The sequence below is a fragment of the Leifsonia sp. C5G2 genome (assembly GCF_013359685.1).
Taxonomy (GTDB): domain Bacteria; phylum Actinomycetota; class Actinomycetes; order Actinomycetales; family Microbacteriaceae; genus Leifsonia.
In genome coordinates, this window is the sequence record NZ_JABFMV010000009.1 from 90,254 (window position 1) to 113,235 (window position 22,982).

Below are 22,982 nucleotides of genomic sequence, written 5' to 3' on the forward strand. Positions count from 1 at the left end.
ACTACATGATTGGGGTTCTGTGTCTGCCATCACCGCCAGCATCCGTGGAATCGTCGACGGTTCACGTGACAGCATGACGCATTGGTGGCGGCGCATCCTTGCGACCCCCGCACCCCTGGTCGTATCCGCGATCGTCGTCGGCGCGGGGGCAGGCCTCGCCGCCGTCGTCTTCCGCTGGCTGGTGCAGACCGCGACCGTGGTCTTCACCGGGACGTCGGACTACGCAGCGACCACCGGACATCCCGCCAACCCGTGGGTCCCGTGGCTCGGTGGCGCCTTCGTCATCCTTGCCCCGGCCGTCGGCGGCCTGATCTACGGCCCCCTCGTCCACCGGTTCGCGCGCGAAGCGCGCGGCCACGGCGTGCCGGAGGTGATGTACGCGGTCGCCCGCCGCGGCGGCCACATCCCCGGACGTGTCGCCGTCGTCAAAGCGCTCGCCTCTGCCATCACCATCGGTTCCGGCGGATCGGTCGGCCGCGAGGGGCCGATCGTCCAGATCGGGTCAGCGCTCGGATCGACCCTCGGGCGGATCACGCGCATGCCGGAGTCGCAGCTGCGCACTCTCGTCGCCTGCGGTGCGGCCGGCGGGATCGCCGCGACGTTCAACGCCCCCATCGCCGGGGTCTTCTTCGCGCTGGAGCTCATCCTGCGCGACTTCGCCACTCGCTCCTTCGCCGCCGTGATGCTCTCCTCGATCACCGCTTCCGTGATCGGCAGAGCCATCCTGGGCGATCATCCGTTCCTGGTGTTGCCCGCCTTCCGGGTCAGCCAGCCGAGCGAGTATCTGCTCTTCGCCGGACTCGGTCTGCTGGCCGGTGCGGTAGGCGTGCTGTTCAGCAAGATCCTGTACCTGATCGAGGATGTCTGCGACTGGGCCTGGCGGGGACCGGAGTGGCTGCGCCCGGCCGTCGGCGGCCTGCTGCTCGGTCTGCTGCTGTTCGCCATGCCGCAGCTGTACGGCGTCGGGTACCCCGTCCTGGAGGCCAGCGTCGCGGGGAAGTACACGATCGGCTTCCTCCTCGTGCTCGTCCTCGCCAAGATGGCGGCCACCAGCCTCACCATCGGGATCGGCGGATCCGGGGGCGTCTTCGCGCCCAGCCTCGTCATCGGCGCCGCATTCGGCGCGGCAGCGGGAGAGGCCGTCGGTCTCGTCATACCGGGGCTCTCGGGGCAGGCCGGCACCTTCGCCTTGGTCGGCATGGCCGCCGTCTTCGCCGGCGCGACCCGGGCTCCGATCACCGCGGGCATCATCCTCTTCGAACTCACGGGAGAGTACTCGATCATCCTGCCGTTGCTGCTCGCCGTCGTCGTCGCGACCGGCATCTCCCGACTGCTCAGCCGCGAGACGATCTACACGCGAAAACTGACCCGACGCGGCGTCGATCTCTCCGCACCTGCCCTTCCCGGCCTGGCCAGCAGCACTGTCGCGTCCGTCATGTCACCGCCGCCGCCCACCATCTCCGGCGACGAGAACGCCGGGGTGGCGATCGCTCGGCTCGGGGCATCCCACCGGCGTGCAGCACCGGTCGTCGGGCCGGATGGTGCCCTCCTGGGGGTCCTGACCTCCGCCGACGCCGCTTCAGCGCTCGCGACCGACGCCGACGCGGGCGCGCGCACCGCTGCCGAGCTGACCGAACGGAGTCCCGCACTGGACGCTCACGATCGCGTGTCGACCGTGCTCGACCGTGTCATCGGCGCGGAGTCGACGGACGGGATCCCGGTCGTCGTCGACGGCATGCTCGTCGGCTGGCTGGCACCCGCCGATGTCCTCCGTGCCGTCACGTCCTGATGGCGGCCGCCGGCGCACAGGACTCAGCCTTCGCCGCCGAGCTGCCCTGTCAGCCGTGAGTGGAAGCGCCGGCTGACCTGGTTCATTCCCTCGACCGACACCGTCTTGCCGTGTCGGGCATACCGGGTCTCGATGGCATCGAGCGCGGCAACGGTCGACGCGTCCCAGATGTGCGAATCGGACAGGTCGATGGTGATGCGCGCCGGGTCGCCCGCATAGTCGAAGCGGTGGGTGAGGTCGTTGCTGGTGGCGAAGAACAGCTCGCCGTCGACCCGGTAGTGAGCGTGGTCCGCCGCAGGCAGGCTGCGCGTGACCGTGGCGATCGACGCAACGCGGCGGGCGAAGATGATCATGGCGGCGATCACGCCGACGACGACCCCGATCGAGAGATCGTTGGTGGCCACCACGACCACGACGGTGGTGACCATGACGACGGTCTCCCCCGCGGGCATCCGCTTCAGGGTGGCAGGGCGGATGGAGTGCCAGTCGAAAGTGCCGACGCACACCATGACCATGACCGCCACGAGCGCGGCCATCGGGATCTGGTTGACGAGGTCGTGGAAGACGGCCATCAGGATGAGCAGGAATACTCCCGCCGAGAACGTGGAGAGGCGAGTGCGTGCGCCGGACTCACGCACATTGATCATGGTCTGACCGATCATGCCGCAGCCGCCCATTCCTCCGAAGAAGCCGGAGGCGATCTGCGCGATTCCCTGTCCTATGGACTCTCGGGTCTTGTTCGAGCCGCTCTCGGTGATGTCGTCGACGAGCTTCGCGGTCATCAGCGATTCCACCAACCCGACCAAGGCGGCCGCCAGGGCGAAGGGTCCGATGATCGTCAGGGTGTGGAGCGTGAACGGCACGTGCGGGAAGAACAGGTTCGGCAACCCCGCCGGGACCTTCCCGTCATCGCCGACGGTCGGGATGTCGAGGCTCCCGAGCATCGCGATCGCGGTGACGGCGACCACCGCGATCAACGGCGCCGGGACGGCCTTCGTGAGACGCGGGAAGAGGACGATGATCAGGATGCCGAGCCCGACCAGCGGATACACCAGCCAGGGAACGCCGATCAGGTGCGGCAGCTGAGCGAGGAAGATCATGATCGCCAGTGCGTTGACGAAACCGACCATGACGCTGCGCGGGATGAAGCGCATGAGCTTGGCGAACCCGGCGACTCCCAGGAGGATCTGGAGCAGCCCGGCGAGCATGACCGTGGCGACCAGGTAGTCGAGCCCGTAGTCGCGGGCGACCGGTGCGACCACGAGAGCGATGGCGCCGGTGGCCGCGCTGATCATGGCCCGGCGCCCGCCTGTGATCGATATGACGATCGCCATGACCACCGAGGAGTAGAGCCCCACACTCGGGCTCACCCCGGCGACGATCGAGAACGAGATGGCCTCGGGAATGAGAGCGAGCCCGACGACGAGGCCGGCCAGGAGTTCGCGGGTCATCAGCTTCGGCCGGCGGAGGACGTCGACGACGCGGACGGTGCCGTCATCGGTCGGGACTCCGACGGTGGCGGCCAGCAACAGCTGTTTCAGGCCAGAGGCCATGGCTCGACTCCTTGTGGGACGCGTCTCGGCGCTTTCGGCGGGGGGGCGGGGGGTTCGCACGGCATCCGCACAACAGCGACCGGCAAGAATGGGAAGGGAGGGGACGCCAGAGGCGCCAACCCTCAACCCTACCCTAACGTGAGGGTAGAGTTGGCGAGCGGAGGACGAGATGGGCGTGATGATGCAGATCGGCGAGGTGGCCGAGCGCACAGGGCTCTCCCACCGCACCATGCGTCACTACGAGGAGGTCGGGCTGGTGCGCCCCTCCGGTCGCAGCGAGGGCGGTTTCCGGCTCTACACGGAGGATGACGTCGAGAGACTGCTCCTCATCCGGCGGATGAAACCGCTGGACTACAGCATCGAGTCGATGAAAGAGCTCCTCTCGACCGTCGACACCCTGCGGCGTTCTCCCGGGGACGTGGCCGCCCGGGCGGAGCTCGATCGTTTCCTGTCCGAGACGCTGGAGCGGCGCGCGAAGCTCGCCCGCCAGCTGGAGATGGCCGACGAGTTCAGCGCCCTGCTCCGAAGCCTGTGACATCGCTCCGCTCTGGGCGTCATGTCGCGGTGATCGCGACCAGCCCGCCGATTCCGATCAGATAGAGCACGATCACCAGCAGGGAGTCGATGCCCATCCCCGCGATGTGCTTCCGCGGGCGGAAGACGAGCCCGACGGCGTACACGAGAGTCAGCAGGATGGCCACGGCGGTCAGGAAGACGTCGGCGGCGTTCGCCTGCGGGAGGACCGACCTGCCGGAGATGACAGTCGCGAGCAGGAAGAGGACGGGCAGGAACGCGTTCCCACCGAAGATGTCCGACACGGCCAGGTTGTCGTTGCCCTGTCTGACCGCCTGAAGTCCGGTGGAGATCTCCGGGAGCGATGTCGCCAGCGCGAGCACCGTGGCCCCGAAGAGCACCCCGGACAGCCCGAGTTGCCCGAACGCTGCGTCGCCTGCGCGCTCGACGAGGACGCCGGCGCCCAGCGTCGCCAGGGCGCACACCGCGAAGACCAGCACCACCGCAGCGGTGCCCATCCGCTCGACGCGGTCCTGCTTGCGAATCTGGTGCCCGGTCGGGTGCGGCGTTTTCGTGTCCGGGGCCGCGCCGTCCTCATGCCAGGGCAGGCTCTTGCCCGCCCGCTGCACGAGGAAGAGCCCGGCGACCCAGATGACGGCGATCAGGACCACGTCGGGGCTGAGTCGGGCGAACACCAGCCCGGGAGGGAGCTGGCTGCCGGCGATCACCACGGCGAGCACGGCGACGACGACGATCGCCTCCAGGACGAGGCCGAGCGAAGCGGCCCGGTAGGTCAGCGGCCGGACGCCCTTCCCGCGCTTCCCGAACAGGTCGAGAATCGCGATCACGACCGTCTGGATCGCGATGCCGCCGAGGATGTTGCCCGCGGCCACCTCGAGCGAGCCGGACGCCGCCGCGCTGACGGTGATCGCCAGCTCGGGAAGGTTCGTGGCCACCGCCAGCACGATCAGCCCGCCGAGCGCGCTGCCGAGATGGAGTCGGCCATCGAGCACGTCGGTGGTCTTGGACAGGAAGATCCCCGCGACCCAGATCACGGCAGCACCGACGGCGAAGAGGACGAGGAGCAGCCAGATCGGGAGGGCGTCCACTCAGTCGCCTTTCGCCTGCGCGGCGGCGGCCTGCTGGAAGCGACGCCGCGGATGCCTCACGGCGTCGGTGGACGCACTGTCCCGAGGCGTCAGGGTGTTCGCGATCCAGCCGAGCGCGAGCCGCACCCGGCGCGCCAAGCTGGGCAGGGCGACGGCGTGGTAGAGCTTGTCCACCATCCACGCGGGAATCCCGCGCAGCCGGATCCCGCGCACGACGGCGGCGCCGCGCCCGCCGCCGTAGCTGGCGAGCATGCCGAGGCTGCGATGGCGGTATTCCACCGGCGGTCGGCCGTCGATCGCGCGCTGGAGGTTCTCCCCCAGCGTCGTGGCCTGACGGACCGCGTTCTGCGCGTTCGGCGGGTAGTACGCAGGCTGCGACGGGGCGGTGAGGTCAGGGACCTGCGCGTTGTCGCCGAGCCCCCACGCCCCCTGGACCGGGGTGCTGTCCGCTGTGATCACCTGCAGGCACGCATCGCACTGCACGTGCCCCTTCGCCCCGAGCGGGACGCCTGCACGGTGCAGCACCGGGTTCGGGGTGACCCCGGCCACCCACACCACCGTGTCGCTCGGATAGGAGCCGCCGTCGCTCAACTCGACCACCCCGTTCTCGCAGCTCTTCATCTCCGTGTGGAGCAGCACGTCGATACCCCGCGTGCGCAACAGATCCGACGTCCACTCCGAGAGTGGCTGCGGGAGCTCCGCTGCAATGCGGCCGGCGACCTCCACGAGCATCCATCGCATGCTCTCCCCCGCGAGTTGCGGGAACCGCCCGAATTCGGCGCGAGCGAGCAGCTGCAGTTCGGCGATCGCCTCCACTCCGGTGTATCCGCCGCCGACGAAGACGAACGTCAGCGCGCGTTGCCGCTCTGCCGGGTCGGTCGTCGTCGCGGCGAAGCGGATGCGCTCCAGGACGTGATCGTGCAGGAAGAGCGCCTCTTCCAGGCTGGAGAATCCGATGGCCGTCTCGGCCAGCCCGGGGATCGGCATCACCTTGCTGACCGCGCCGAGCGCGAAGACGACGTGATCGAATTCCACGGGCTGCTGGGTTCCGTCGATCCCGCGCACCACTGCCGTGCGGTTCTCGACGTCGACCGACTCCAGCACCCCCGCCAGCAGGGTGCAGTGACGCAAGGGGCGTTCCAGCGTCACCGCGGTATCCCGCGGCTGCGTCTCGCCGCCCGCCACCTCGGGAAGCAGGGGCTTGTAAGTCAGGTAGGGCTGCGGGTCGACGACGGTCACCCTCATGCGGTGAGCCGCGACATCCTTGCGGAGGTTGCGAGCGAGAGAGAAACCGGCCATCCCGGCGCCCAGGATGAGGACGTGCGTCTGTGCCATGAGTGTCTACTCCTTCTGCGTCGGGAGTTCGATGCGGTCCTCCGTCGTCGAAGCGACGCCGGAGAGGAGGTGGAACGCTGAGCGGATCAGAGCGAAATGGCTGTAGGCCTGCGGCATGTTGCCCAGCTGACGCGACCCGTGGACGTCCCACTCCTCGCTCAGCAGACCGACATCGTTCCGCAGCGCCAGAAGCCGCGTGAAGAGCTCCTCGGCATCGTCGCGGCGCCCCGCCCCGACGAGGGCGTCGACGAGCCAGAACGAGCAGGCGAGGAACACGCCCTCCGTGCCCGGGAGGCCGTCGTCACTGTCGTCCGGGCGATAGCGCAACACGAAGCCGCCCTCCGTCAGGTCCCGTTGGATGGCCTCGATGGTCCCGATGACCCGCGGATCGTCGGGCGGCAGGAAGCCGACGCGCGGGACGAGAAGCAGGGAGGCGTCCAGCTGCTTGGACCCGTACGACTGGACGAAGGAATTGAGCTCGGGGTCGAAGCCGTTGTCGAGGATGTCCCGCCGGATCCGCGCCCTGAGCCGTTCCCAGGAGCGCAGAGGACCGGGCAGCCCGAACTGCTGCGCACCCTGGATCATCCGGTCGACGGCGACCCAGCACATCAGCTTCGAGTGCGTGAAGTGGCGCCGCGGTCCGCGCATCTCCCACAGGCCGTTGTCCGGCTGATCCCAGATGGTCTCGAGGTGCTCGAGGAGCGCGCACTGCACGGCCCACGCGTCGTCCCCCGCGCCGATCGTGGAACGCGTCAGAGCCAGCCCGTCGAGCAGCTCTCCCCACACATCGAGCTGGAGCTGGTCGGCCGCGGCGTTCCCGACCCGCACGGGCGTGGCGCCGTCGAAGCCTGCCAGCCAGTCGAGAGACTCCTCCGGCATCCGCCGCCGGCCGTCGAGGCCGTACATGATCTGGAGCTGCGCCGGGTCGCCGGCGACAGACCGCAGAAGCCAGTCGCGCCACGCGCGTGCCTCCTCGGTGTAACCCGCGGCGATCAGCGACTGCAGCGCGAGGGTGGCGTCCCTCAGCCAGCAGAAGCGGTAGTCCCAGTTGCGCGGGCCGCCCGGCTGCTCGGGCAGGGAGGTCGTCGGCGCGGCGACGACCCCGCCGGTCGGGAGGTACGTCAGGCCCTTCAGGGTGATCAGCGACCGCTGGATCGCGTCACGATACGGACCGTACGCCGTGCTCCTGTCGCTCCACCGCGACCAGAAGAGCTCGGTCTCCTGGAGAGCCTCCCAGGCGTCCGCCGGCGTCGGCTGCGGCTCGTGGCTGGGGTACCAGGTCAGCACGAGGGCGACCCGCTCTCCTGCGGCGACCGTGAACTCGCTCCGCGTGCGCAGGTCCTCGCCGCGCACGCCGATATCGCTCGTCAGGAGCACCGCGTCGGGCCCCGCGACCGCGTGAATCCCCTCGGGTGTCGCGGTCACCCACGGGACGACGTGTCCGTAGTCGAAGCGCAGTGCAAGGTCCATCTCCATCGGGACGGACCCGGAGAGCCCCTCGACGATCCGTACGAGGTCGGCGGCGCTGTCACGCACCGGCATGAAGTCCGTCACGCGGACCTCGCCGTGCGCCGTCTCCCACTCGGTCTCCAGGATGAGGGTGTCGCCGCGATACCGGCGCCGGGTGCACCGGCCGGCGCCTCGCGGCGCGATCCGCCAGCGACCGGCGTCCTCGTCGTCCAGCATCGCCGCGAAGCACGCCGCCGAATCGAACCGCGGAAGGCAGAGCCAGTCCACCGACCCGGTAACGGAGACCATGGCCCCCGTGTGCAGGTCGCCGATCAGTGCATAGTCCTCGACCCTGCGCTGTGTCACAGGCCAGCGCTTCCCTGCATGATCCCACCGTCGACGAACACGGTGGTCGCCGTCATGTAGCGCGCGTTGTCGCTCATCACGAAGGCCACCACGTCACCGATCTCGGCCGGGTCGGCGACGTGGCGGAGCGGGATGGACCCCTCCAGCTTCTGACGGAGCGCGTCGTCCTTCATCGTCTCCTCGTTGATCGGCGTGTCCACAGCGCCGGGCGCGACGTTCACCACCCGGATGCCGTGTCGGCCCAGTTCGACCCCCGCGGTCCGCGTGAGCATCCGCATCCCGCCCTTGGAGACGCAGTAGCTGAGGTTCCCGGGCATCGGCCAGTCCTCGTGGACCGACGAGATATTGATGACCACTCCGCCGGAGCCCTGCTCGATGAACCGCTGCGCGGCGCGTTTGGTGCCGAACACGGCGCTCTTCAGATTGACGGCCATCACTTCGTCGAAGGTGTCCTCTTCGACCTCCAGGATGCTGTGCCGCTTCTCGATCCCGGCATTGTTCACGAACGCGTCCAGCCTCCCGAATCGGTCGACCGCCGTGTGGATCAGTTTGTCGATCCCCGCGACCGTGCTGACGTCGGCGTCGACCCCGACAGCCTTGCCGCCCGCCGAGGTGATCTCCTGCACCAGGTCGGCGGTGTCCTCGGGACGCGCGACGTAGTCGATGACCACGGCGACCCCGGCGTGGGCGAGGGAGCGGACGATCGCCGCACCGATCCCGCCGTTGCCGCCGGTCACGACCGCGCAGGTGCCGTCGAGTTCCCTCGGGTCCACGTTCGCCACGTCTCCTCCTCGGCGTCTTGTCCGGGAGCGGTTCCCAAACACATGCATAGCTGCAACTGTTGTACGCCCACATCCGTGCATTTCAAGAGGCCGAGGCCGAAGCCCGGCCGCTGGCGCGCGCCTCACTTCTGGGCTTGGGTGGGGTGGATGATCCTGGCATTCGGTATCACGCTCGCGGCGGCGGTCCTCATCTCGGGACTCGCTCACCGAACGGTGCTGTCCACGGCTGTTCTGTTCCTGGCGGTCGGACTGGCACTGGGGCCGGGAATCGGCGGTGTCCTCGACATCCACGCCGAGGACAGCTGGGTCGCCACGACCATGGAGCTCGCGCTGTTCGTCGTCCTCTTCACCGACGGACAGCGCGTCGGAGTGCGCGAGCTCGCCCACGCGTGGAGGCTCCCGGGACGAGCGCTTCTCCTCGGGATGCCGCTGACCTTCGCGATCACCACCGGACTCGGGATGCTCCTGCTCGGGCTCCCCGTCGCGCAGGCCATGCTCGTCGCCGCCGTGCTCGCTCCCACCGACCCCGTGTTCGCCTCCGCCATCGTCGGCCGGGAGGAGATCCCCGGACGTGTTCGCGGACTGCTCAACGTCGAATCCGGCCTCAACGACGGGCTCGCGCTTCCGGTGGTCCTGATCCTCACCGCCGTCGTCGGCGGACCTCATGTGGACTACGCCGTGCTCGGGCTCGAGTTGATCGGCGGCGTCGGCATCGGCATCGTCGTACCCCTCGCGGTGGTGTGGCTGTTGCGGCTCCGCTTCCTCACGACCACCCCGCTGTACGCGGCGCTCAGCCCGGTGGCCGTCGCCCTGATCGTGTACGGCCTGTGCGAGCTCACCGGCGCCAACCTCTTTCTGGCCGCGTTCAGCGCCGGCATCACCATCGCGAGTGTGTCGACCGAGATGCGGGACGCGTTCGCCGGCTACGGCGAATTCATCTCCGAGATCGTGAAGCTGTTCGCGATCTTCGCCTTCGGAGCACTGATCTCGCCGAGCGTTCTCGCCGATGTGCCCTGGCTGGGCTACGTGTTCGCGGTGCTCACCCTCGTGCTCGCTCGGCCGGCCGCCGTGGAGCTGGCACTCGTCGGCAGCGGGCTGAGTTGGGAGGAACGCCTCACCGCCGCCTGGTTCGGGCCGAAGGGATTCGCCTCGGTTCTCTACGGGTTCCTCGTCCTCGACAGCGGCAGTCCGGACGCCGACCATCTGTTCCATCTGATCGTCGTGGCGATCGCACTGTCGATCGTCGCCCACTCCTCGACGGATGTGCCGATCGCCGCGTTCTTCGCCCGACGGGAGAAGGAGGACGCCGCACGTGCAGGGCCGCCGGGCGGCGCTACATCCTCTCCTTGACCCCCTTCGACACCAGCACCCAGTTCACCGGATAACTGGTCGCGAAACCCGCCAGCATCGCCCACTGCATCGCGAACCAGAACTCCGGTGAGTCGACCGGGGCACGACCGCCGAACCACAGCGGGAACAGCAAGAGCTGGATGATCGCCATCAGCCCGAACATGCCCACCTGCCAGGCGGTGATGGACGCCGCATCGGCCTTGAGCGCTTCGATGATCCCGCGCTTGACGCCGAGCCCGCGCATCGGAGCGATCGCGAAGTACTGGAAGACGATCCCGATCCCGAACGCCAGCACGAAGTCGATCACCCAGACCGCGAACATCTTGTCCTCGAAGAACCAGCCGTAGCCGCCGAGCACCGCCACCGCCGGCACCAGGAACGCCAGCCATTCCGCGATCAGGTCGCCCAGAGCGCAGCCGGCGCCGCAGTGGTTGGTGCCGGTGGCGACGGCTGTCCGCATCGGCTTCTGCCGGTCGTCAGGGTGCCGGCCTCTGGGCGTTCCTCGGCCCGTCCGCCAGTACAGCGCCAGCCAGAGGGCGCCGCCGAACAGCATCGAGACCGGCCAGACGATCGCCATCACCGCCATGCGCTGGGGTCTGCGGACGACGTCGACGGTCACGACGAGCGCACATCCGACAGCGATCGCCAGCGAGAGGGCGGCGATCACGGTGAGCCAGAGCGGGAAGGTTGCGAGGTTTCCGTTCATCTCCTCCTCCGTACCCTCGGGTTCCCGCGAGCGCGAGGGGTGGGCGACCACTCGGCCGCGCCGGAGGGTCGACTCCGGCGCGGCCGCGCGGCGCTACTTCGTCAGGCCGTCGGCGAAGTCCTTGTTGTCCTTGAGCCAGTCCTGGACGATCTTCGGGTAGTCCGACTCATCTGCACCGCTGTTGAACATCTTGTTCTCCAGGTCGAACAGCTTCTCGTCGGGGAAGGAGAAGTTGCCGAACCACTTCGCCAGCGTCGGGTAGTCGTCGGAGAAGCCCTTGCGCGCGATGGTGTTGATGCTGTCGGGTGCGCCCAGCGCGCCCTCCGGGTCCTTGAGGTCCTTCAGCGGGAACTCGCTGTAGGCCCAGTGCGGCTTCCAGAGCGTCACCACGACGTTCTCGCCGTCGGCGATGTCCTTCTTCAGCTCGGCGAGCATGGCGGCCGTGGACGAGGTGACGAACGTCATCTTGTCCAGCCCGTACGTCGGGATGACACTGTCCCGGACCACCGCGGTCTCGCCCGCGCCCGGCTCGATGCCGATGATGCGGTTGCCGAACTCGTCGGCGTGGGCCGCCAGGTCGGCGAGGGAATCGACGGGCGCGTCCTTGTTGACCGCGAGGGTCAGCGGGGCCTTGTCGTACCAGGCGCCGAGCTTCTCGAGATCGGAGCCGTACTTCTTCCAGTACGCCTTGTGGGTGTTGGGCAGCCAGGCGTCGAAGTTGACGTCGTACGTCCCCTGGCTGAGCCCGGTGAAGCCGGGGCCCGCGGTGGTCGTGGTCAGAGTGACGTCGTAACCCTTCTCCTCCAGGACCTCCTTCCACACGTTCGAGACCGCGACGTCCTCGGCCCAGCCGCTGAACACGTTGATCGTGAGCTTGGCTTTGTCGCCGTTATCGGGGCCGCCGGAGTTCGCGTCGGCTCCGGCCGAGCAGCCGGCGAGGGCGAGCATCGCCGCCGCTCCCGCCGCGAGGGAGGTGATGAGGCGCTTCTTCATACTGTCCTTTCGGCCCGGTTGCTGTGCTCCGGGCGATTGGTGATGATGCGGCGGCCGTCTCCGGGCGCGCCGCACCGCGGCCGGGGGCACCGGCCGAGGATTCGGGGATGTGAGGCTGGGTGATCAGGCGCGCACGGGCGCCAGCGGTTCCTCGTTCGCAGCGGCGGACGCCTCGGGCGCACGTCGCTTCCGCTGGGACGGCAGAAGGCGGCGGCGCGACCCGGTCAGCGCGGCCGTCAGCCGATCGAGGAGGATCGCGACGATGACCACGGAGAGTCCGGCTTCGAAGCCGAGACCCACGTCGATGGTCTGGAACGACGACACGATCGGGCTGCCCAGTCCAGGCGCCCCGACCATGCCGGCGATGACCACCATCGAAAGGGAGAGCATGATGACCTGGTTCACGCCGGCCATGATGCTCGGGCGTGCGAGCGGGAGCTGGATCTGGCGCAGGATGCGGCCCGGCGACGCACCGAAGGCGTGGCCCGCCTCCACCACTTCGGCGTCGACCTCCCTGATGCCCAGCTCGGTCATCCGCACTCCTGGCGCGATCGCGAAGAGGATCGTCGCCACGATGCCGGGAACCACACCGACGCTGAACAGGATGATCGCCGGGATCAGGTACACGAACGCGGGCATCGTCTGCAGGAAGTCGAGGACGGGCCGCAGGATCGCCGATGCGGCCGGCGAGCGTGCCATCCAGATGCCGAGCGGGATGCCGATGACGACCGCGATGATCGTCGCCGCCAGGGTCAGGGTGATGGTGTGCATGGTGTTGTCCCACTGATCCATGCCGTAGATCAGAACCAGGCCGACGAGCGTGCCGACCCCGAAGACCCAGCCCCGCGCCCACAGCCCCAGGGCGACGAGGACGATGATCACCGCCCAGAACGGGGGCGCCGAGAAGACGACGTCGACGGCCTCGTAGAATCCGCCGAGGACGGAGCTGATGACGCCGAAGAGTCCCTTGAGCGCGTGGGTGAGGAAGTCGACGATGTCCTCGACCCAGCTGCCGAGCGGGATGCGGAACGCGATCATCGCAGTTCTCCTTCCGTCGTGAGGCCGGATGATCGTCCACCGATCTCCGGGTCCGAGGTGGAGCGGAGGGTCTCGGTCACGACATCCACCGGGATGGTGGCCGGTGGCTCGATCACCGCGAGCTCGCCCGTGCTGGAGCTGACGTTGCCGAGCGCGGCGAGAAGCGTCACGCGCGGGATGGCGCCGAGCAGCCGTCCGGCGTCGTCGACGACCGCGACGGGCAGATCGCTGCCGACGGCCGGCTCGAGCACGTCCGCCAGGTGAGCGCCCCGCGTGACCGTCGACAACTCGTGGCGGAGTGCACCATCCAGATCTCCCTCCCCGGCCCTCACCAGGCGCATGACGTCACGGTCGCGGACCACGCCGCGGAGCACGCGGCCGTTGCCCACCACGAAGGCGGCGGAGGTCTGCAGGTCGCGCATGGTCCGCAGCGCGGCGCGTGGACCGGCGGCCCGGCTGATCACGGCACGGGCCGGCTCCATGACCGCCTCAGCGGTGAGCACCCGCGCGCGGTCGACGTCCTGCACGAACTGCGCGACGTAGTCGTTGGCCGGGTCGGTGAGGATGTCGTCCGGTGTCCCCACCTGCACGATGCGTCCGTCCCGCATGACGGCGATCCGGTCGCCGATGTACATGGCCTCGTTCAGGTCGTGGGTGATGAAGACGATCGTCTTCCCGAGCTCGCCCTGCAACTCCAGCAGCTGCTCCTGCATCTCACGGCGGATCAGCGGATCGAGGGCGGAGAAGGCTTCGTCCATGAGCAGGATGTCGGTGTCGGCCGCCAGCGCCCTGGCGAGTCCGACGCGCTGCTGCATGCCGCCCGAGAGCTGGCTCGGGAGCTTGTGCTCCCACCCGGCCAGCCCGACCTTCTCGAGGATCGCCGAGGCGCGCTCGCGTCGCTCGGCGACCGGCACTCCCTGGACCTCGAGGCCGTAGGCCGCGTTGTCGAGCACCGTGCGGTGCGGCAGCAGGGCGAAGTGCTGGAACACCATCGAGACGCTGCGCTTGCGCACCGCACGCAGCTGCGCCGGCGAAATGCCCGCGATCTCTGTCCCGAGGACCCGGACGCTGCCGCTGGTCGGCTCCAACAGCCCGTTGAGCATCCGGATCAGGGTCGACTTGCCGGAGCCGGAGAGGCCCATCACGACGAAGATCTCACCCCGCTTCACCGAGAAGGAGGCGTCGATGACCGCTGCCGTGCCGACCTGGGTGACGTCGTTGCGGTCGGCGCCCCCGGCGAGCCGGCGGACGGCCTCGTCCGGGTTGCGCCCGAACACCTTGTAGAGATTCCTCGCCTCGACGGCGTAGCTTTCGGTCACGTGATCTCCGACGAGCGCGCACGCGGGCTCCCGGCCCGGGTGACGGCTCTCGTTGTCTCGGCCGGGTCGCGAGGCGCGCAACGGGAGGGCAGATCTGGTGGAGCACGCGAGCTCCACGCCCGTTCCCGCTGCCGACACGGTATTCGGGACCGTGCCCGCCTCAGCGGACCATACGTTCGCGTGAGGCTGGCACTGCTCGCTCACGCGCTCGCGGACTGGTTTCCGGCCCCGTCACAGGACGAGGCCGTGAAGCACCGTATCAGCCGGCGCGCAGGATTCCGAACGGCGTCCGGCGCGAAATGCGGTCCCGGGCGCGTGTGGACCACCTCCGGATCCCCGTGTTTCCGGGGCTCTGCAGCCGTTACGGTTTCGTTATTCAAAGCACGTGGAATCTTCGGGAATGCTCAGAGTGCGCTGCGGACGCGCCCGGTCCGCTTTGACGAAACAGTGCATAACTGCAACAGTTGCAAAATACATTGAATTGCGGCTGGAGGCCCCGAGGTGATCGTCAAGAGACTGGGAGCCCTCGCAGCGTTCGTCGCCATGAGCGCGATCGCGGGTCTGCTCATCGCCGCCACAGCCGTACCGGGGGTGCTGCTGGCCGGCACGACGGCGAGCAGTGGAATACACGTCTTCCAGAGCCTGCCGGAGTATCTGGAGATCGGACCACTCGCACAGCCGACGACGATCTATGCCACGCAGGCCGACGGTTCGGCGCGAGCGCTCGCGACGTTCTACTGGCAGAACCGCCTGCCGGCGAGACTCGACCAGATCTCCCAAGCCGCGAGAGACGCCGCCGTCGCCGCCGAGGATCCACGATTCTTCCAACACGGAGGAACCGACCTCCAGGGCACCCTCCGTGGCGCACTCGCCACAGCCCTCGGCGGCCGCGTTCAGGGCGGGTCGTCCATCACACAGCAGTACGTCAAGAACGTCCTGCTGCAGAAGTGCGAAGCGCTCCCTTCTCAGACCGCCGCACAGAAGGCCACGGCACAGTCCTGCCTGAACGACGCCACCGGGGTCAACCCGGAGCGGAAGCTCCGCGAGATCCGCCTCGCGATCGGAGTCGAGAAGCGCTACACCAAGGACCAGATCCTCCAGAGCTACCTGAACATCGTCGGCTTCGGCGGCACCGTCTACGGGATCGAAGCCGCCGCGCACTACTACTTCGGCACGACCGCCGCCGCGCTCACGCCGGCTCAAGCGGCGAGCCTCCTCGCGATCGTGAATCAGCCGGCGGCCCTGAAGATCGACATGCCGGACTCGCCGGACAATGGAGCGGCGAACGGCTATGCGCGCAATCGGCAGCGACGCGACTACATCCTGCGCAAGATGCTGGATACCCACCGGCTGACAGAGGATCAGTACCGGTCGGCGATCGTCACGCCCGTTCGACCGCGCATCACGCCCACGGTGCGCGGGTGCAAGGTCGCGGCCGGATCGGCGTACTTCTGCGACTACGTGCAACGCGTGTTCCTCAACGATCCCGCATTCGGGCCCGACGTCGACACCCGCACCGCTCGCTTCAACCGCGGCGGGTTCAGCATCTACACGACCTTGGATCTGGATCTGCAGCAACGAGCGGAATCGATCCTTGCGGAATGGGTGCCCAAGACCTATGCCAAGGCGGACCTCGGGGCGGTCCTCGTCGGAGTCCAGCCGGGAACCGGACGCGTGCTCTACATGGCGCAGAACAAGGACTACACGCAAGACCCGGCAGACACGGGCGCCGGCTTCAGCGCCGTCAACTTCGCCACCGATCAGGATTTCGGAGGCTCACGCGGATTCCAGGTCGGTTCCACCTACAAAGTCTTCACCCTCGCGCAGTGGCTGACGGACGGACACTCGCTGGCCGAGACGGTCAACGCCGACTACCGCACCTACCGACAGTCCAGCTTCACCGACACCTGCGGAGGGCCGTGGACAGGCACGTACCGGCCGAGCAACGACTCGTCAGGCGAGACCGGCCGCAGAAGCGCCCTTCAAGCCACAGCACTCTCGATCAACACTGCGTTTATCGCGATGGCCCACCAGCTCGACCTTTGTGCGATCAGGCGACGTGCCCAGGCCTTCGACGTGCACACCGCCACCGGAACTCCGCTCGCGACCAATCCGTCCTCCGTTCTGGGCACCAACACGATCGCACCGCTGACGATGGCGACGGCGTTCGCCGGGATCGCCAACCACGGCGTCACCTGCACGCCCGTCGCGATCGATCGGATCGTCGATCGCGACGGTGACGACGTCGCGCCTCCTCAGAGCACGTGCCGCGAGTCGGTCACGCCGAAGGTGGCGCGGACGATGGCGGACGCGCTCCAAGCCGTCACGAGATGGGGAACCGCTGCGAACCTCAACCACACATCCAGCGACATGCTCGCGAAGACGGGCACGACCGATGGGAACGAGCAGATCTGGCTCGTCGCCGCAACCACCGGGGTGGCCGGGGCGTACTGGGTGGGAAACGTCAGCGGGCACGCCGACATGCGTCGTATCCGGCCCACGCATGGGACTCCGCCCGCCAGCGCACGCGTCTCCGTCATGCGCGCGATGATGTCGTTCGCCGTGGACAAGTACGGCGGCGAATCGTTCGACGCACCGTAAGCTGACCCGACAGAGGCACCGGCGCCCGTGAGCGCGGCACCCAGTATGACCCTCTGACCATCGCTGCAGTCCTGCCGATAGTCCTGGTATGCGCAGAGTGATCGCCTCCCTGACCGGCGCGGCCCTCGCGGCGGCCGCGCTCCTGTGGGCGCCGACGGCACCGCCCGCCCGCGCCGACGATCTTCCCGCCTTCGGCAGCCGCCTGTACGTCGACCCCACCAGCGACGCCCAGCGCGTGTACGACTCCCTTCTCGCGCAGGGCGACACGGCCAGGGCGGCGCTCATCGGCCGCATCGCGAGTCAGCCGACGGCGGTGTGGCTGGGTGACTGGTACACGCCGACGCTGCTGGCCAGCGTGATCCAGCGCCACCTGCGCGCGGCCGCCGCCCAGGGCGCGACACCGGTGTTCGTCACGTACGCCATCCCGAACCGGGACTGCGGCGGGTACTCGGCCGGCGGCTACACGGCCGATCGATACCTCGACTGGACGCGGCAGGTGGCGGCCGCGCTCGCCGGGAGCCGCGCGGTCGTCCTGGTCGAGCCGGACTCCCTCGCCATGCTCTCCAGCGCCAAGTGCGCCGGGGTGGCCGCGACGCGGCTCCCTCTGCTGCAGTCCGCGGTCGGCATCCTGGCGGCGGCCGGGCTGTCCGTCTACCTCGACGGAGGCAACGCCCGCTGGCTGACCCCGGACGCGCAGGCCGCCTACCTGAACGCGGCGGGCGTCGCCGGTGCACGCGGATTCTTCACCAACGTCTCCAACTTCGACACCACCCAGACCGAGCGGGACTACGCCGGAAAGGTCTCCTCCCGTGTCGGCTGGAAGCACTTCGTGATCGACGTGTCCCGCAACGGCAACGGCTGGACCGGGACCTGGCGCAACCCGCCCGGGGCGGGGCTCGGCCAGAACCCCCAGATCACCCAGTCGACGTCGGTCAAGCTGGACGCCCTGCTCTGGGTGAAGCATCCCGGCGCCAGCGACGGCCCGTGCAACGGCGGGCCCCCGGCCGGCGCCTGGTACGAGAGCGCGGCGGAGGCCCTGGTGCTGAACAGCCCTCGGGCCTGACGGCGCCCCTCAGCCCGCGACCGCGTCGGCCGCCTCGCGGATCAAGGCGACGACCTGAGCAGCCTCCGGGATGCCCGCCGTGTGCGATCCACCCGCGAGCTCGATCGTGTGGCGTGACCCGGCGCGTTCCGCCATGAACCGGTGGCTCTCGGCGGGGATGTTCTTGTCCGCCGAACCGAAGAGGAACCACGACGGGATGTCGCGCCAGGCAGGCGCGCCGGAAGCCTCGTTGAGCGCAGCCTCCAGGATCGGGCGCTGGGTGACCGACATGGCCGCTGCGACGTCGGCCGGAGAGTCGGCGGCGAACTGCTCGTGATACTTGCTCTGCACGATGTAGAGGTCGTTGCCCTCCGCGCCGAGGTCGACCGCGGTCAGAGTGTCGCCGAGGGTCCCGCCCTCGTACTTGCCCGCGAGTTGCGCTGCGCTCTCTCCCTCCTCCGGCGCGAAGGCGCCGATGAAGACGAGCGCTTTGACCTGGTCGAGCCCCTTCGCCGCGTTGGAGATGATCGCGCCGCCGTAGGAGTGGCCGACGAGGATCAGGTCGCCGTCGACGTCTCCCAGGAGGGTGCGGACATAGGCGGCGTCCGAGGCCACCCCGCGGAGAGGGTTGGCCGCCGCGATCACCGGGAAGCCGTCGGCGAGCAGGCCCGCGATGACGCCGTTCCAGCTCGAGGACTCGGCGAAGGCTCCATGGACCAGGACGACGGTCGGCCGGCCGGACGGCGACGCTTCTGTGATGCTCATCTGTGCTCTCCTCTGAGGCGTGAACGGGCGGAATCGGCGCCAGTCTCTCAGCACGCGGCGCCATGCACCAGTGCCGCACGCTGAACGCGGCGCAGCGCTCAGAGCAGGGCAGAGATGCCGGTCGCGGCGCTGTAGATGGCGAGGCCGGCGAGCGCGCCGACGACCGTGCCGTTGATACGGATGAACTGGAGGTCGCGGCCGACCTGGGTCTCGATCTTGTCGGTCGTCTCGGCCGGGTCCCACGACTGCACCGTCTCGACGATGACGTGCGCGATATCACCCCGGTAGCTCGTCACCAGGTGCAGCGCGGCGTCGGTCAGCCGGGCGTTCAGCGACGCCCGCAGCTGGTCGTCGGCGAGCACGCGCCGTGCGGCGCCCGCGAGGAGCGCCTCCGCCCGCCGGCGCAGTTCGCCGTCCTCGTCCGAGAGCGCAGCGATCGCGGCGGCGCGGGCGGCCGTCCAGGCGGAGGCGGCCAGCTCCCGGATGCGCGGGTCGTCGAACGCGCGCCCCTTCGCCTCCTCCAGCCGCGCGATCGTGGCGTCGTCGTGCTGCAGCCGGTCGGCGAGCTGCGCGAGGTACTCGTCGAGCGACCGGCGGAGGCGATGGTCGGGATCGTCGCGCAGCTCCCGGACGAAGCGGCGCGCCTGGGCGTGCAGCCGCTCGTCGATGGCGCGGTCCACGAAGGACGGCAGCCAGGAGGGCAGGCGCCGCGTCACGACGGCCTCGAACGCTTCCGGGTGGGCGGCGAGCCACTCGTCGAGCCGGTCCAGCAGCAGCTCCACCGCATCCTGGTGGCCGCCCGACTCGAGCACCCGCGCACCGAGCCGGCCGAGCGGCGGACCCCACTGCGGTGCGACGAGCTGCGCGCGCACGACCGCCTCCACGGCCTCCCGCATCCGGTCGTCGTCCAGCAGCCCTGCGAGGCCGGTCAGGCCCTGGGAGAACTCGGCGACGACGCGCCGGGCGATCCGCGGCTCGGAGAGCCACCCGGCGGCGGCGCCCGCGAGATCGATGGTCGACAGCTTGCCGGCGACCACCTCGTCGGAGAGGAAGTTGGTCTCCACGAACGCGCCGAGGCTCGCCCCGATCTCATCCTTCCTCGTCGGGATGATCGCCGTATGCGGGATACGCAGCCCGAGCGGATGCCGGAACAGCGCGGTCACCGCGAACCAGTCCGCGAGCGCTCCCACCATCGCCCCCTCCGCGGCGGCCCGCACGAACCCGAGCCACGGGTACCGGTCCTCCAGCGCGAACGCGACGGCGAACACCACGGCCGCCGCGGCGAGCAGGCTGGTCGCGAGCACCTTCATCCGCCGCAGTGCCACGCGGCGTTCGGCGTCGGTGGGGAGGGCGGTCACGCGACGGCGTCCTGGGTGAGCATCCCGAATCCCTCCGGCCGGTTCGATGGATGCTCCCCACCGTACTCACGCCACCTCCTCCGTGCCGCAGACCGCGGGCGGTAGCGTTGGCGGGGTGGAGATCGTGGGATGCCCGTGGACCTCGCAGGGCTGAGGCTGCTGACGGCCGTCGTGCGGTCGGGGAGCATCTCCGCGGCGGCGCGCGAGGCGGGCGTGACACAGCAGGCGGCGTCGCTCCGGCTCGCCGCTCTGGAGCGGGAGATCGGGTCGCCGCTGCTCGTGCGGAGCAGCCGGGGCGCCCGGCCGACCGGGACCGGGGCTCTCGTCGCGGAGTGGGCGGCCGAGGTCGTGGAGGCGGCCGACCGTTTCGACGCCTCGGTCGCGTCGCTCCGCGGGGCCACCGAGGAGACCCTGCGGATCGCCGCGAGCATGACGATCGCGGAGCACCTCGCGCCACGCTGGCTCACCTCGCTGCGTACGGACGGATCCGGGCCGCGCATCGAGCTGACGGCCGCGAACAGCGAGACGGTGCTCGTCGCGGTCCGCGAGGGCGCGGCGACCATCGGGTTCATCGAGACGCCCGATGTCCCCTCCGACCTGGCGACCTCCGTGTTCGCCTCTGACGAGCTGGTGGTCGTCGTCGGCCGCAGCCATCCGTGGGCGCGCCGGCCGCGGGGGGTGCCGGTGGAGGAGCTCGCCCGCACCCCGCTGGTATCGCGCGAGGTCGGCTCCGGCACCCGGCTGGCGTTCGAGCGGGCCCTCGCGGAGCGGGGCCACCCGGCCGCGCGCCCCGCGTTCGAGCTCTCCTCCACCAGCGCGATCCGTGCGACGGCGGCGGCGGGTGAGCACCCGGCCGTGCTCAGCATCCTCGCCGTGCGCGAGCAGCTCACCGCCGGAACACTGGTCAAGGTCCCGATCCGCGATCTGCGCATCACCCGGCCGCTGACCGCCGTGTGGCCACGCGGCGGGTCCGGTGTTCCAGCGAGCGCGCGCACGCTGCTGGAGGTCGTCCGGTCCGTCTCCTGACCGCTGGTCACACCTGTCCGGTGACGGCGAGCACCCCCAGGCTCGTCAGGGCGACCAGTGTCGACAGCACGGCTCCCAGCAGCAGGGGACGCCAGCCCGCTCGACGGATGGCGCCGACGTCGGTGGAGAGGCCGATACCGCCGAGCGCTACCGCCACGAGGAAGACGCTCACGGTGACCAGCCCGTCGTGCAGACCCGGCGGGATCGCGATGAACGAGTTCGCCGTCGCGACGACGAGGAATCCGACCAGGAACCACGGGATGAGGCCGACCAGCCGGCGCACGGTCAGGGGCGCTCCGGCGTTCCGCCTGCGGTGCTCCACGACCGCGAGCACCACGCTGATCGGGACGATCATGAGGGTGCGCACGAGTTTGACCACGACGGCGAAGCCGAGCGCCGATGTCGCGAACAGGCTCGCGGCGGCGACGACCGAGCTCGTGTCGTTCACAGCGGTGCCGGCGAACAGCCCGAACGCATGAGTGCTCATGCCCAGCGCGTGGCCGATGAGCGGGAAGACCAGCACCGCGACCGCATTGAACAGGAAGATCGTCGAGACGGCGTAGGCGATCTCGGAGCTCGCGGCGCCGATGATCGGCGACACCGCCGCGATCGCCGACGCCCCGCAGATTCCGGTGCCGACGCCGATGAGTGTGCGTTCCCGTCGCGGGATGCGCAGCGCGCGGCCGATGCCCCACGCGGCGAGGAGGCAGACGGCGAGCGTGGAGAGCATCACCGGGAGCGACTGGAGGCCGACGACGAGCACGCTCGAGAGGGACAACTGCACGCCGAGGAGCACGACCGCGAGCTGCAGCACGAACCGCGACGAGAAAGCGACCCCGGTCGCGAACCGCCCGCCCGGCCGGCGGACGAGGCTCACGACGACGCCGATCAGGAGCGCGGGCAGCGCACTCCCGACGGCGGGGACGATGCGGGAGACACCGGTGGCCGCGAGGGCGATCAGGAGGGTCAAAGCGAGACCGGGCGCCACGGCGATGGCGCGGGCGGCGGCCCTGCTCGGCAGGGTTCGGACGGGAGAGAGCTGCATGCTCCGACGTTCGCGCGTCCACGCGGCCCGAACCATCCCGAGGTCGTTGTCGCGTCACAAGCGCGACTTGTGGAGCGCCGCTCTGGCGAGGACGCGCGCGGCATCGTGCTCTCCGATTCCTCAGTCCCGCCGGTAGTGCAGCAGAAGGCAGCCGCCGGAGCGCTCCTCGCCCTCCAGCAGGAACCGCTGCAGCTCCCCGCCGTTCCCGAACAGGCGCACGCCGCTACCGGCGAGGCTCGGGGCGAGCACCATCCTGAGGTCGTCGACGAGGCCGGCCGCCAGCAGGTCGCGCGCGAGCGTCAGGCTGCCGTGGATGCCGATGTCGCCCCCCCCGGCGTCTGCTTCAGGTCGGCGACGAAAGGGACCGCGGGAGCTGCGACCGCCCGGGACTCCGACCACTCCGGCTCGCGAGGCCCCGAGGTGGCCTCCTGTGCGCGCTCGATCTGCCGGACGGTGCGTTCCGTCAAGCCCACCGCAGCCAGAGCAGGCCCTTCCTGACCAGGAGCGCCACGAAGGCCTCCGCGTCCGCATACCCCGGGATGAGGATGCGCTCCCCGCCGAGATGGAACCAGCGGCCGTCGGGCCCCTCCCAGAACACGAAGTCCCAGTGCGCACGGGCGACCGAGGTCATCGTCGCGATGTCCCGGCTCCGGCTGCGCCAGACCCGCTCGATCAGAGCGGAGCCGGACGGCCGATGCTGGAACTCCAGCCGTCCCGTACGCTCGCGTGTCTCCCGCATGGACCGAATGCTAGGGGAAGACCCCGCGATCAGACCACGAGTGAGGCCGCGTCGGTCGCGGCGCCTGGATCGACGGGACTTTGGCCCCGCCGCCCACCGACCCC

At 69.6% G+C, this 22,982-nt stretch carries 20 protein-coding genes; 6 read left to right on the forward strand and 14 right to left on the reverse strand.

Going from position 1 to position 22,982, the window contains the following annotated elements; translation table 11 throughout:
• Positions 1 to 19 precede the first annotated feature (19 nt).
• Entirely contained in the window at positions 20 to 1,789 is a 1,770-nt protein-coding gene (locus tag HNO83_RS13050; RefSeq protein WP_217499020.1) for a chloride channel protein, read from the forward strand.
• Between the two features lie 23 nt (positions 1,790 to 1,812).
• On the opposite strand, the gene HNO83_RS13055 is transcribed toward HNO83_RS13050, so the two are convergent.
• Entirely contained in the window at positions 1,813 to 3,342 is a 1,530-nt protein-coding gene (locus tag HNO83_RS13055; RefSeq protein ID WP_175337949.1) for a SulP family inorganic anion transporter, read from the reverse strand.
• A gap of 169 nt (positions 3,343 to 3,511) precedes the next feature.
• Between HNO83_RS13055 and HNO83_RS13060 the strand changes: the two genes are divergently transcribed.
• A complete protein-coding gene (locus HNO83_RS13060) occupies positions 3,512 to 3,877 on the forward strand; it encodes a MerR family transcriptional regulator (protein ID WP_175337950.1) in 366 nt (121 codons plus the stop codon).
• Between the two features lie 19 nt (positions 3,878 to 3,896).
• Here HNO83_RS13060 and HNO83_RS13065 read toward each other — a convergent pair whose 3' ends face one another.
• The 4 genes from HNO83_RS13065 to HNO83_RS13080 are packed head-to-tail and all read right to left on the reverse strand — an operon-like array spanning position 3,897 to position 8,896.
• The gene (locus tag HNO83_RS13065) at positions 3,897 to 4,964 is read right to left on the reverse strand and encodes a sodium:calcium antiporter (RefSeq protein WP_175337951.1); all 1,068 of its coding nucleotides are present in this window, start codon (positions 4,962 to 4,964) and stop codon (positions 3,897 to 3,899) included.
• The gene (locus HNO83_RS13070; protein WP_175337952.1) at positions 4,965 to 6,299 is read right to left on the reverse strand and encodes an NAD(P)/FAD-dependent oxidoreductase; all 1,335 of its coding nucleotides are present in this window, start codon (positions 6,297 to 6,299) and stop codon (positions 4,965 to 4,967) included.
• A 6-nt stretch (positions 6,300 to 6,305) separates the two neighbouring features.
• Entirely contained in the window at positions 6,306 to 8,114 is a 1,809-nt protein-coding gene (locus HNO83_RS13075) for a glycoside hydrolase family 15 protein (protein ID WP_349627189.1), read from the reverse strand.
• The gene (locus HNO83_RS13080; protein WP_349627191.1) at positions 8,111 to 8,896 is read right to left on the reverse strand and encodes an SDR family NAD(P)-dependent oxidoreductase; all 786 of its coding nucleotides are present in this window, start codon (positions 8,894 to 8,896) and stop codon (positions 8,111 to 8,113) included. The genes HNO83_RS13075 and HNO83_RS13080 overlap by 4 nt, the downstream gene beginning before the upstream one ends.
• Positions 8,897 to 9,043: 147 nt before the next feature.
• On the opposite strand from HNO83_RS13080, the gene HNO83_RS13085 reads away from it, so the two are divergent.
• A complete protein-coding gene (locus HNO83_RS13085) occupies positions 9,044 to 10,246 on the forward strand; it encodes a cation:proton antiporter (RefSeq protein ID WP_175337954.1) in 1,203 nt (400 codons plus the stop codon).
• On the opposite strand, the gene HNO83_RS13090 is transcribed toward HNO83_RS13085, so the two are convergent.
• The 4 genes from HNO83_RS13090 to HNO83_RS13105 all read right to left on the reverse strand — a co-directional run bounded on the left by HNO83_RS13090 (position 10,230) and on the right by HNO83_RS13105 (position 14,302).
• Positions 10,230 to 10,952, reverse strand: coding sequence for a DUF4396 domain-containing protein (locus HNO83_RS13090; protein ID WP_175337955.1), 723 nt, complete (start codon positions 10,950 to 10,952; stop codon positions 10,230 to 10,232). The two genes, HNO83_RS13085 and HNO83_RS13090, sit on opposite strands and share 17 nt — an antisense overlap.
• A gap of 93 nt (positions 10,953 to 11,045) precedes the next feature.
• Entirely contained in the window at positions 11,046 to 11,945 is a 900-nt protein-coding gene (locus tag HNO83_RS13095; RefSeq protein WP_175337956.1) for a glycine betaine ABC transporter substrate-binding protein, read from the reverse strand.
• A 123-nt stretch (positions 11,946 to 12,068) separates the two neighbouring features.
• Positions 12,069 to 12,983: an ABC transporter permease gene (locus HNO83_RS13100; RefSeq protein WP_175337957.1), complete on the reverse strand. Its 915-nt coding sequence runs from the start codon at positions 12,981 to 12,983 to the stop codon at positions 12,069 to 12,071.
• Positions 12,980 to 14,302, reverse strand: coding sequence for a quaternary amine ABC transporter ATP-binding protein (locus HNO83_RS13105; RefSeq protein ID WP_175337958.1), 1,323 nt, complete (start codon positions 14,300 to 14,302; stop codon positions 12,980 to 12,982). The genes HNO83_RS13100 and HNO83_RS13105 overlap by 4 nt, the downstream gene beginning before the upstream one ends.
• Before the next feature lie 543 nt (positions 14,303 to 14,845).
• On the opposite strand from HNO83_RS13105, the gene HNO83_RS13110 reads away from it, so the two are divergent.
• Both HNO83_RS13110 and HNO83_RS13115 read left to right on the forward strand, forming a co-directional pair.
• Positions 14,846 to 16,903: a transglycosylase domain-containing protein gene (locus tag HNO83_RS13110; protein ID WP_175337959.1), complete on the forward strand. Its 2,058-nt coding sequence runs from the start codon at positions 14,846 to 14,848 to the stop codon at positions 16,901 to 16,903.
• A gap of 88 nt (positions 16,904 to 16,991) precedes the next feature.
• Positions 16,992 to 17,966, forward strand: a complete 975-nt coding sequence (locus tag HNO83_RS13115) for a glycoside hydrolase family 6 protein (protein WP_175337960.1) — start codon at positions 16,992 to 16,994, stop codon at positions 17,964 to 17,966.
• Positions 17,967 to 17,975: 9 nt separating this feature from the next.
• Here the strand turns inward: HNO83_RS13115 and HNO83_RS13120 are convergent, their stop codons facing one another.
• Positions 17,976 to 18,710 (reverse strand): alpha/beta fold hydrolase, encoded by a 735-nt coding sequence (locus HNO83_RS13120; protein WP_175337961.1) that lies wholly within the window; start codon positions 18,708 to 18,710, stop codon positions 17,976 to 17,978.
• A 98-nt stretch (positions 18,711 to 18,808) separates the two neighbouring features.
• On the reverse strand, positions 18,809 to 20,098 hold the full coding sequence (locus HNO83_RS13125) for a DUF445 domain-containing protein (protein ID WP_502708434.1): 1,290 nt from the start codon (positions 20,096 to 20,098) through the stop codon (positions 18,809 to 18,811).
• Between the two features lie 99 nt (positions 20,099 to 20,197).
• On the opposite strand from HNO83_RS13125, the gene HNO83_RS13130 reads away from it, so the two are divergent.
• A complete protein-coding gene (locus tag HNO83_RS13130; RefSeq protein ID WP_175337962.1) occupies positions 20,198 to 21,094 on the forward strand; it encodes a LysR family transcriptional regulator in 897 nt (298 codons plus the stop codon).
• Between the two features lie 7 nt (positions 21,095 to 21,101).
• On the opposite strand, the gene HNO83_RS13135 is transcribed toward HNO83_RS13130, so the two are convergent.
• The 3 genes from HNO83_RS13135 to HNO83_RS20140 form a co-directional block, all read right to left on the reverse strand.
• Positions 21,102 to 22,139: a YeiH family protein gene (locus tag HNO83_RS13135; RefSeq protein ID WP_175337963.1), complete on the reverse strand. Its 1,038-nt coding sequence runs from the start codon at positions 22,137 to 22,139 to the stop codon at positions 21,102 to 21,104.
• 120 nt (positions 22,140 to 22,259) lie between these two features.
• On the reverse strand, positions 22,260 to 22,538 hold the full coding sequence (locus HNO83_RS20135) for a dihydrofolate reductase family protein (RefSeq protein WP_217499021.1): 279 nt from the start codon (positions 22,536 to 22,538) through the stop codon (positions 22,260 to 22,262).
• Between the two features lie 64 nt (positions 22,539 to 22,602).
• Positions 22,603 to 22,878 carry a hypothetical protein gene (locus HNO83_RS20140; protein ID WP_217499022.1) on the reverse strand — a complete coding sequence of 92 codons (276 nt, stop codon included), beginning with the start codon at positions 22,876 to 22,878 and terminating at the stop codon, positions 22,603 to 22,605.
• Positions 22,879 to 22,982: the final 104 nt, after the last annotated feature.

Coding starts and splice junctions, on each gene's coding strand:
- HNO83_RS20140 (WP_217499022.1), bottom strand. CDS start 22,878: ATGCGGGAGACACGCGAGCGTACGGGACGGCTGGAGTTCCAGCATCGG.
- HNO83_RS13115 (WP_175337960.1), top strand. CDS start 16,992: ATGCGCAGAGTGATCGCCTCCCTGACCGGCGCGGCCCTCGCGGCGGCC.
- HNO83_RS13100 (WP_175337957.1), bottom strand. CDS start 12,983: ATGATCGCGTTCCGCATCCCGCTCGGCAGCTGGGTCGAGGACATCGTC.
- HNO83_RS13055 (WP_175337949.1), bottom strand. CDS start 3,342: ATGGCCTCTGGCCTGAAACAGCTGTTGCTGGCCGCCACCGTCGGAGTC.
- HNO83_RS13110 (WP_175337959.1), top strand. CDS start 14,846: ATGAGCGCGATCGCGGGTCTGCTCATCGCCGCCACAGCCGTACCGGGG.
- HNO83_RS13090 (WP_175337955.1), bottom strand. CDS start 10,952: ATGAACGGAAACCTCGCAACCTTCCCGCTCTGGCTCACCGTGATCGCC.
- HNO83_RS13070 (WP_175337952.1), bottom strand. CDS start 6,299: ATGGCACAGACGCACGTCCTCATCCTGGGCGCCGGGATGGCCGGTTTC.
- HNO83_RS13095 (WP_175337956.1), bottom strand. CDS start 11,945: ATGAAGAAGCGCCTCATCACCTCCCTCGCGGCGGGAGCGGCGGCGATG.
- HNO83_RS13085 (WP_175337954.1), top strand. CDS start 9,044: ATGATCCTGGCATTCGGTATCACGCTCGCGGCGGCGGTCCTCATCTCG.
- HNO83_RS13060 (WP_175337950.1), top strand. CDS start 3,512: ATGGGCGTGATGATGCAGATCGGCGAGGTGGCCGAGCGCACAGGGCTC.
- HNO83_RS13120 (WP_175337961.1), bottom strand. CDS start 18,710: ATGAGCATCACAGAAGCGTCGCCGTCCGGCCGGCCGACCGTCGTCCTG.
- HNO83_RS13130 (WP_175337962.1), top strand. CDS start 20,198: ATGCCCGTGGACCTCGCAGGGCTGAGGCTGCTGACGGCCGTCGTGCGG.
- HNO83_RS13135 (WP_175337963.1), bottom strand. CDS start 22,139: ATGCAGCTCTCTCCCGTCCGAACCCTGCCGAGCAGGGCCGCCGCCCGC.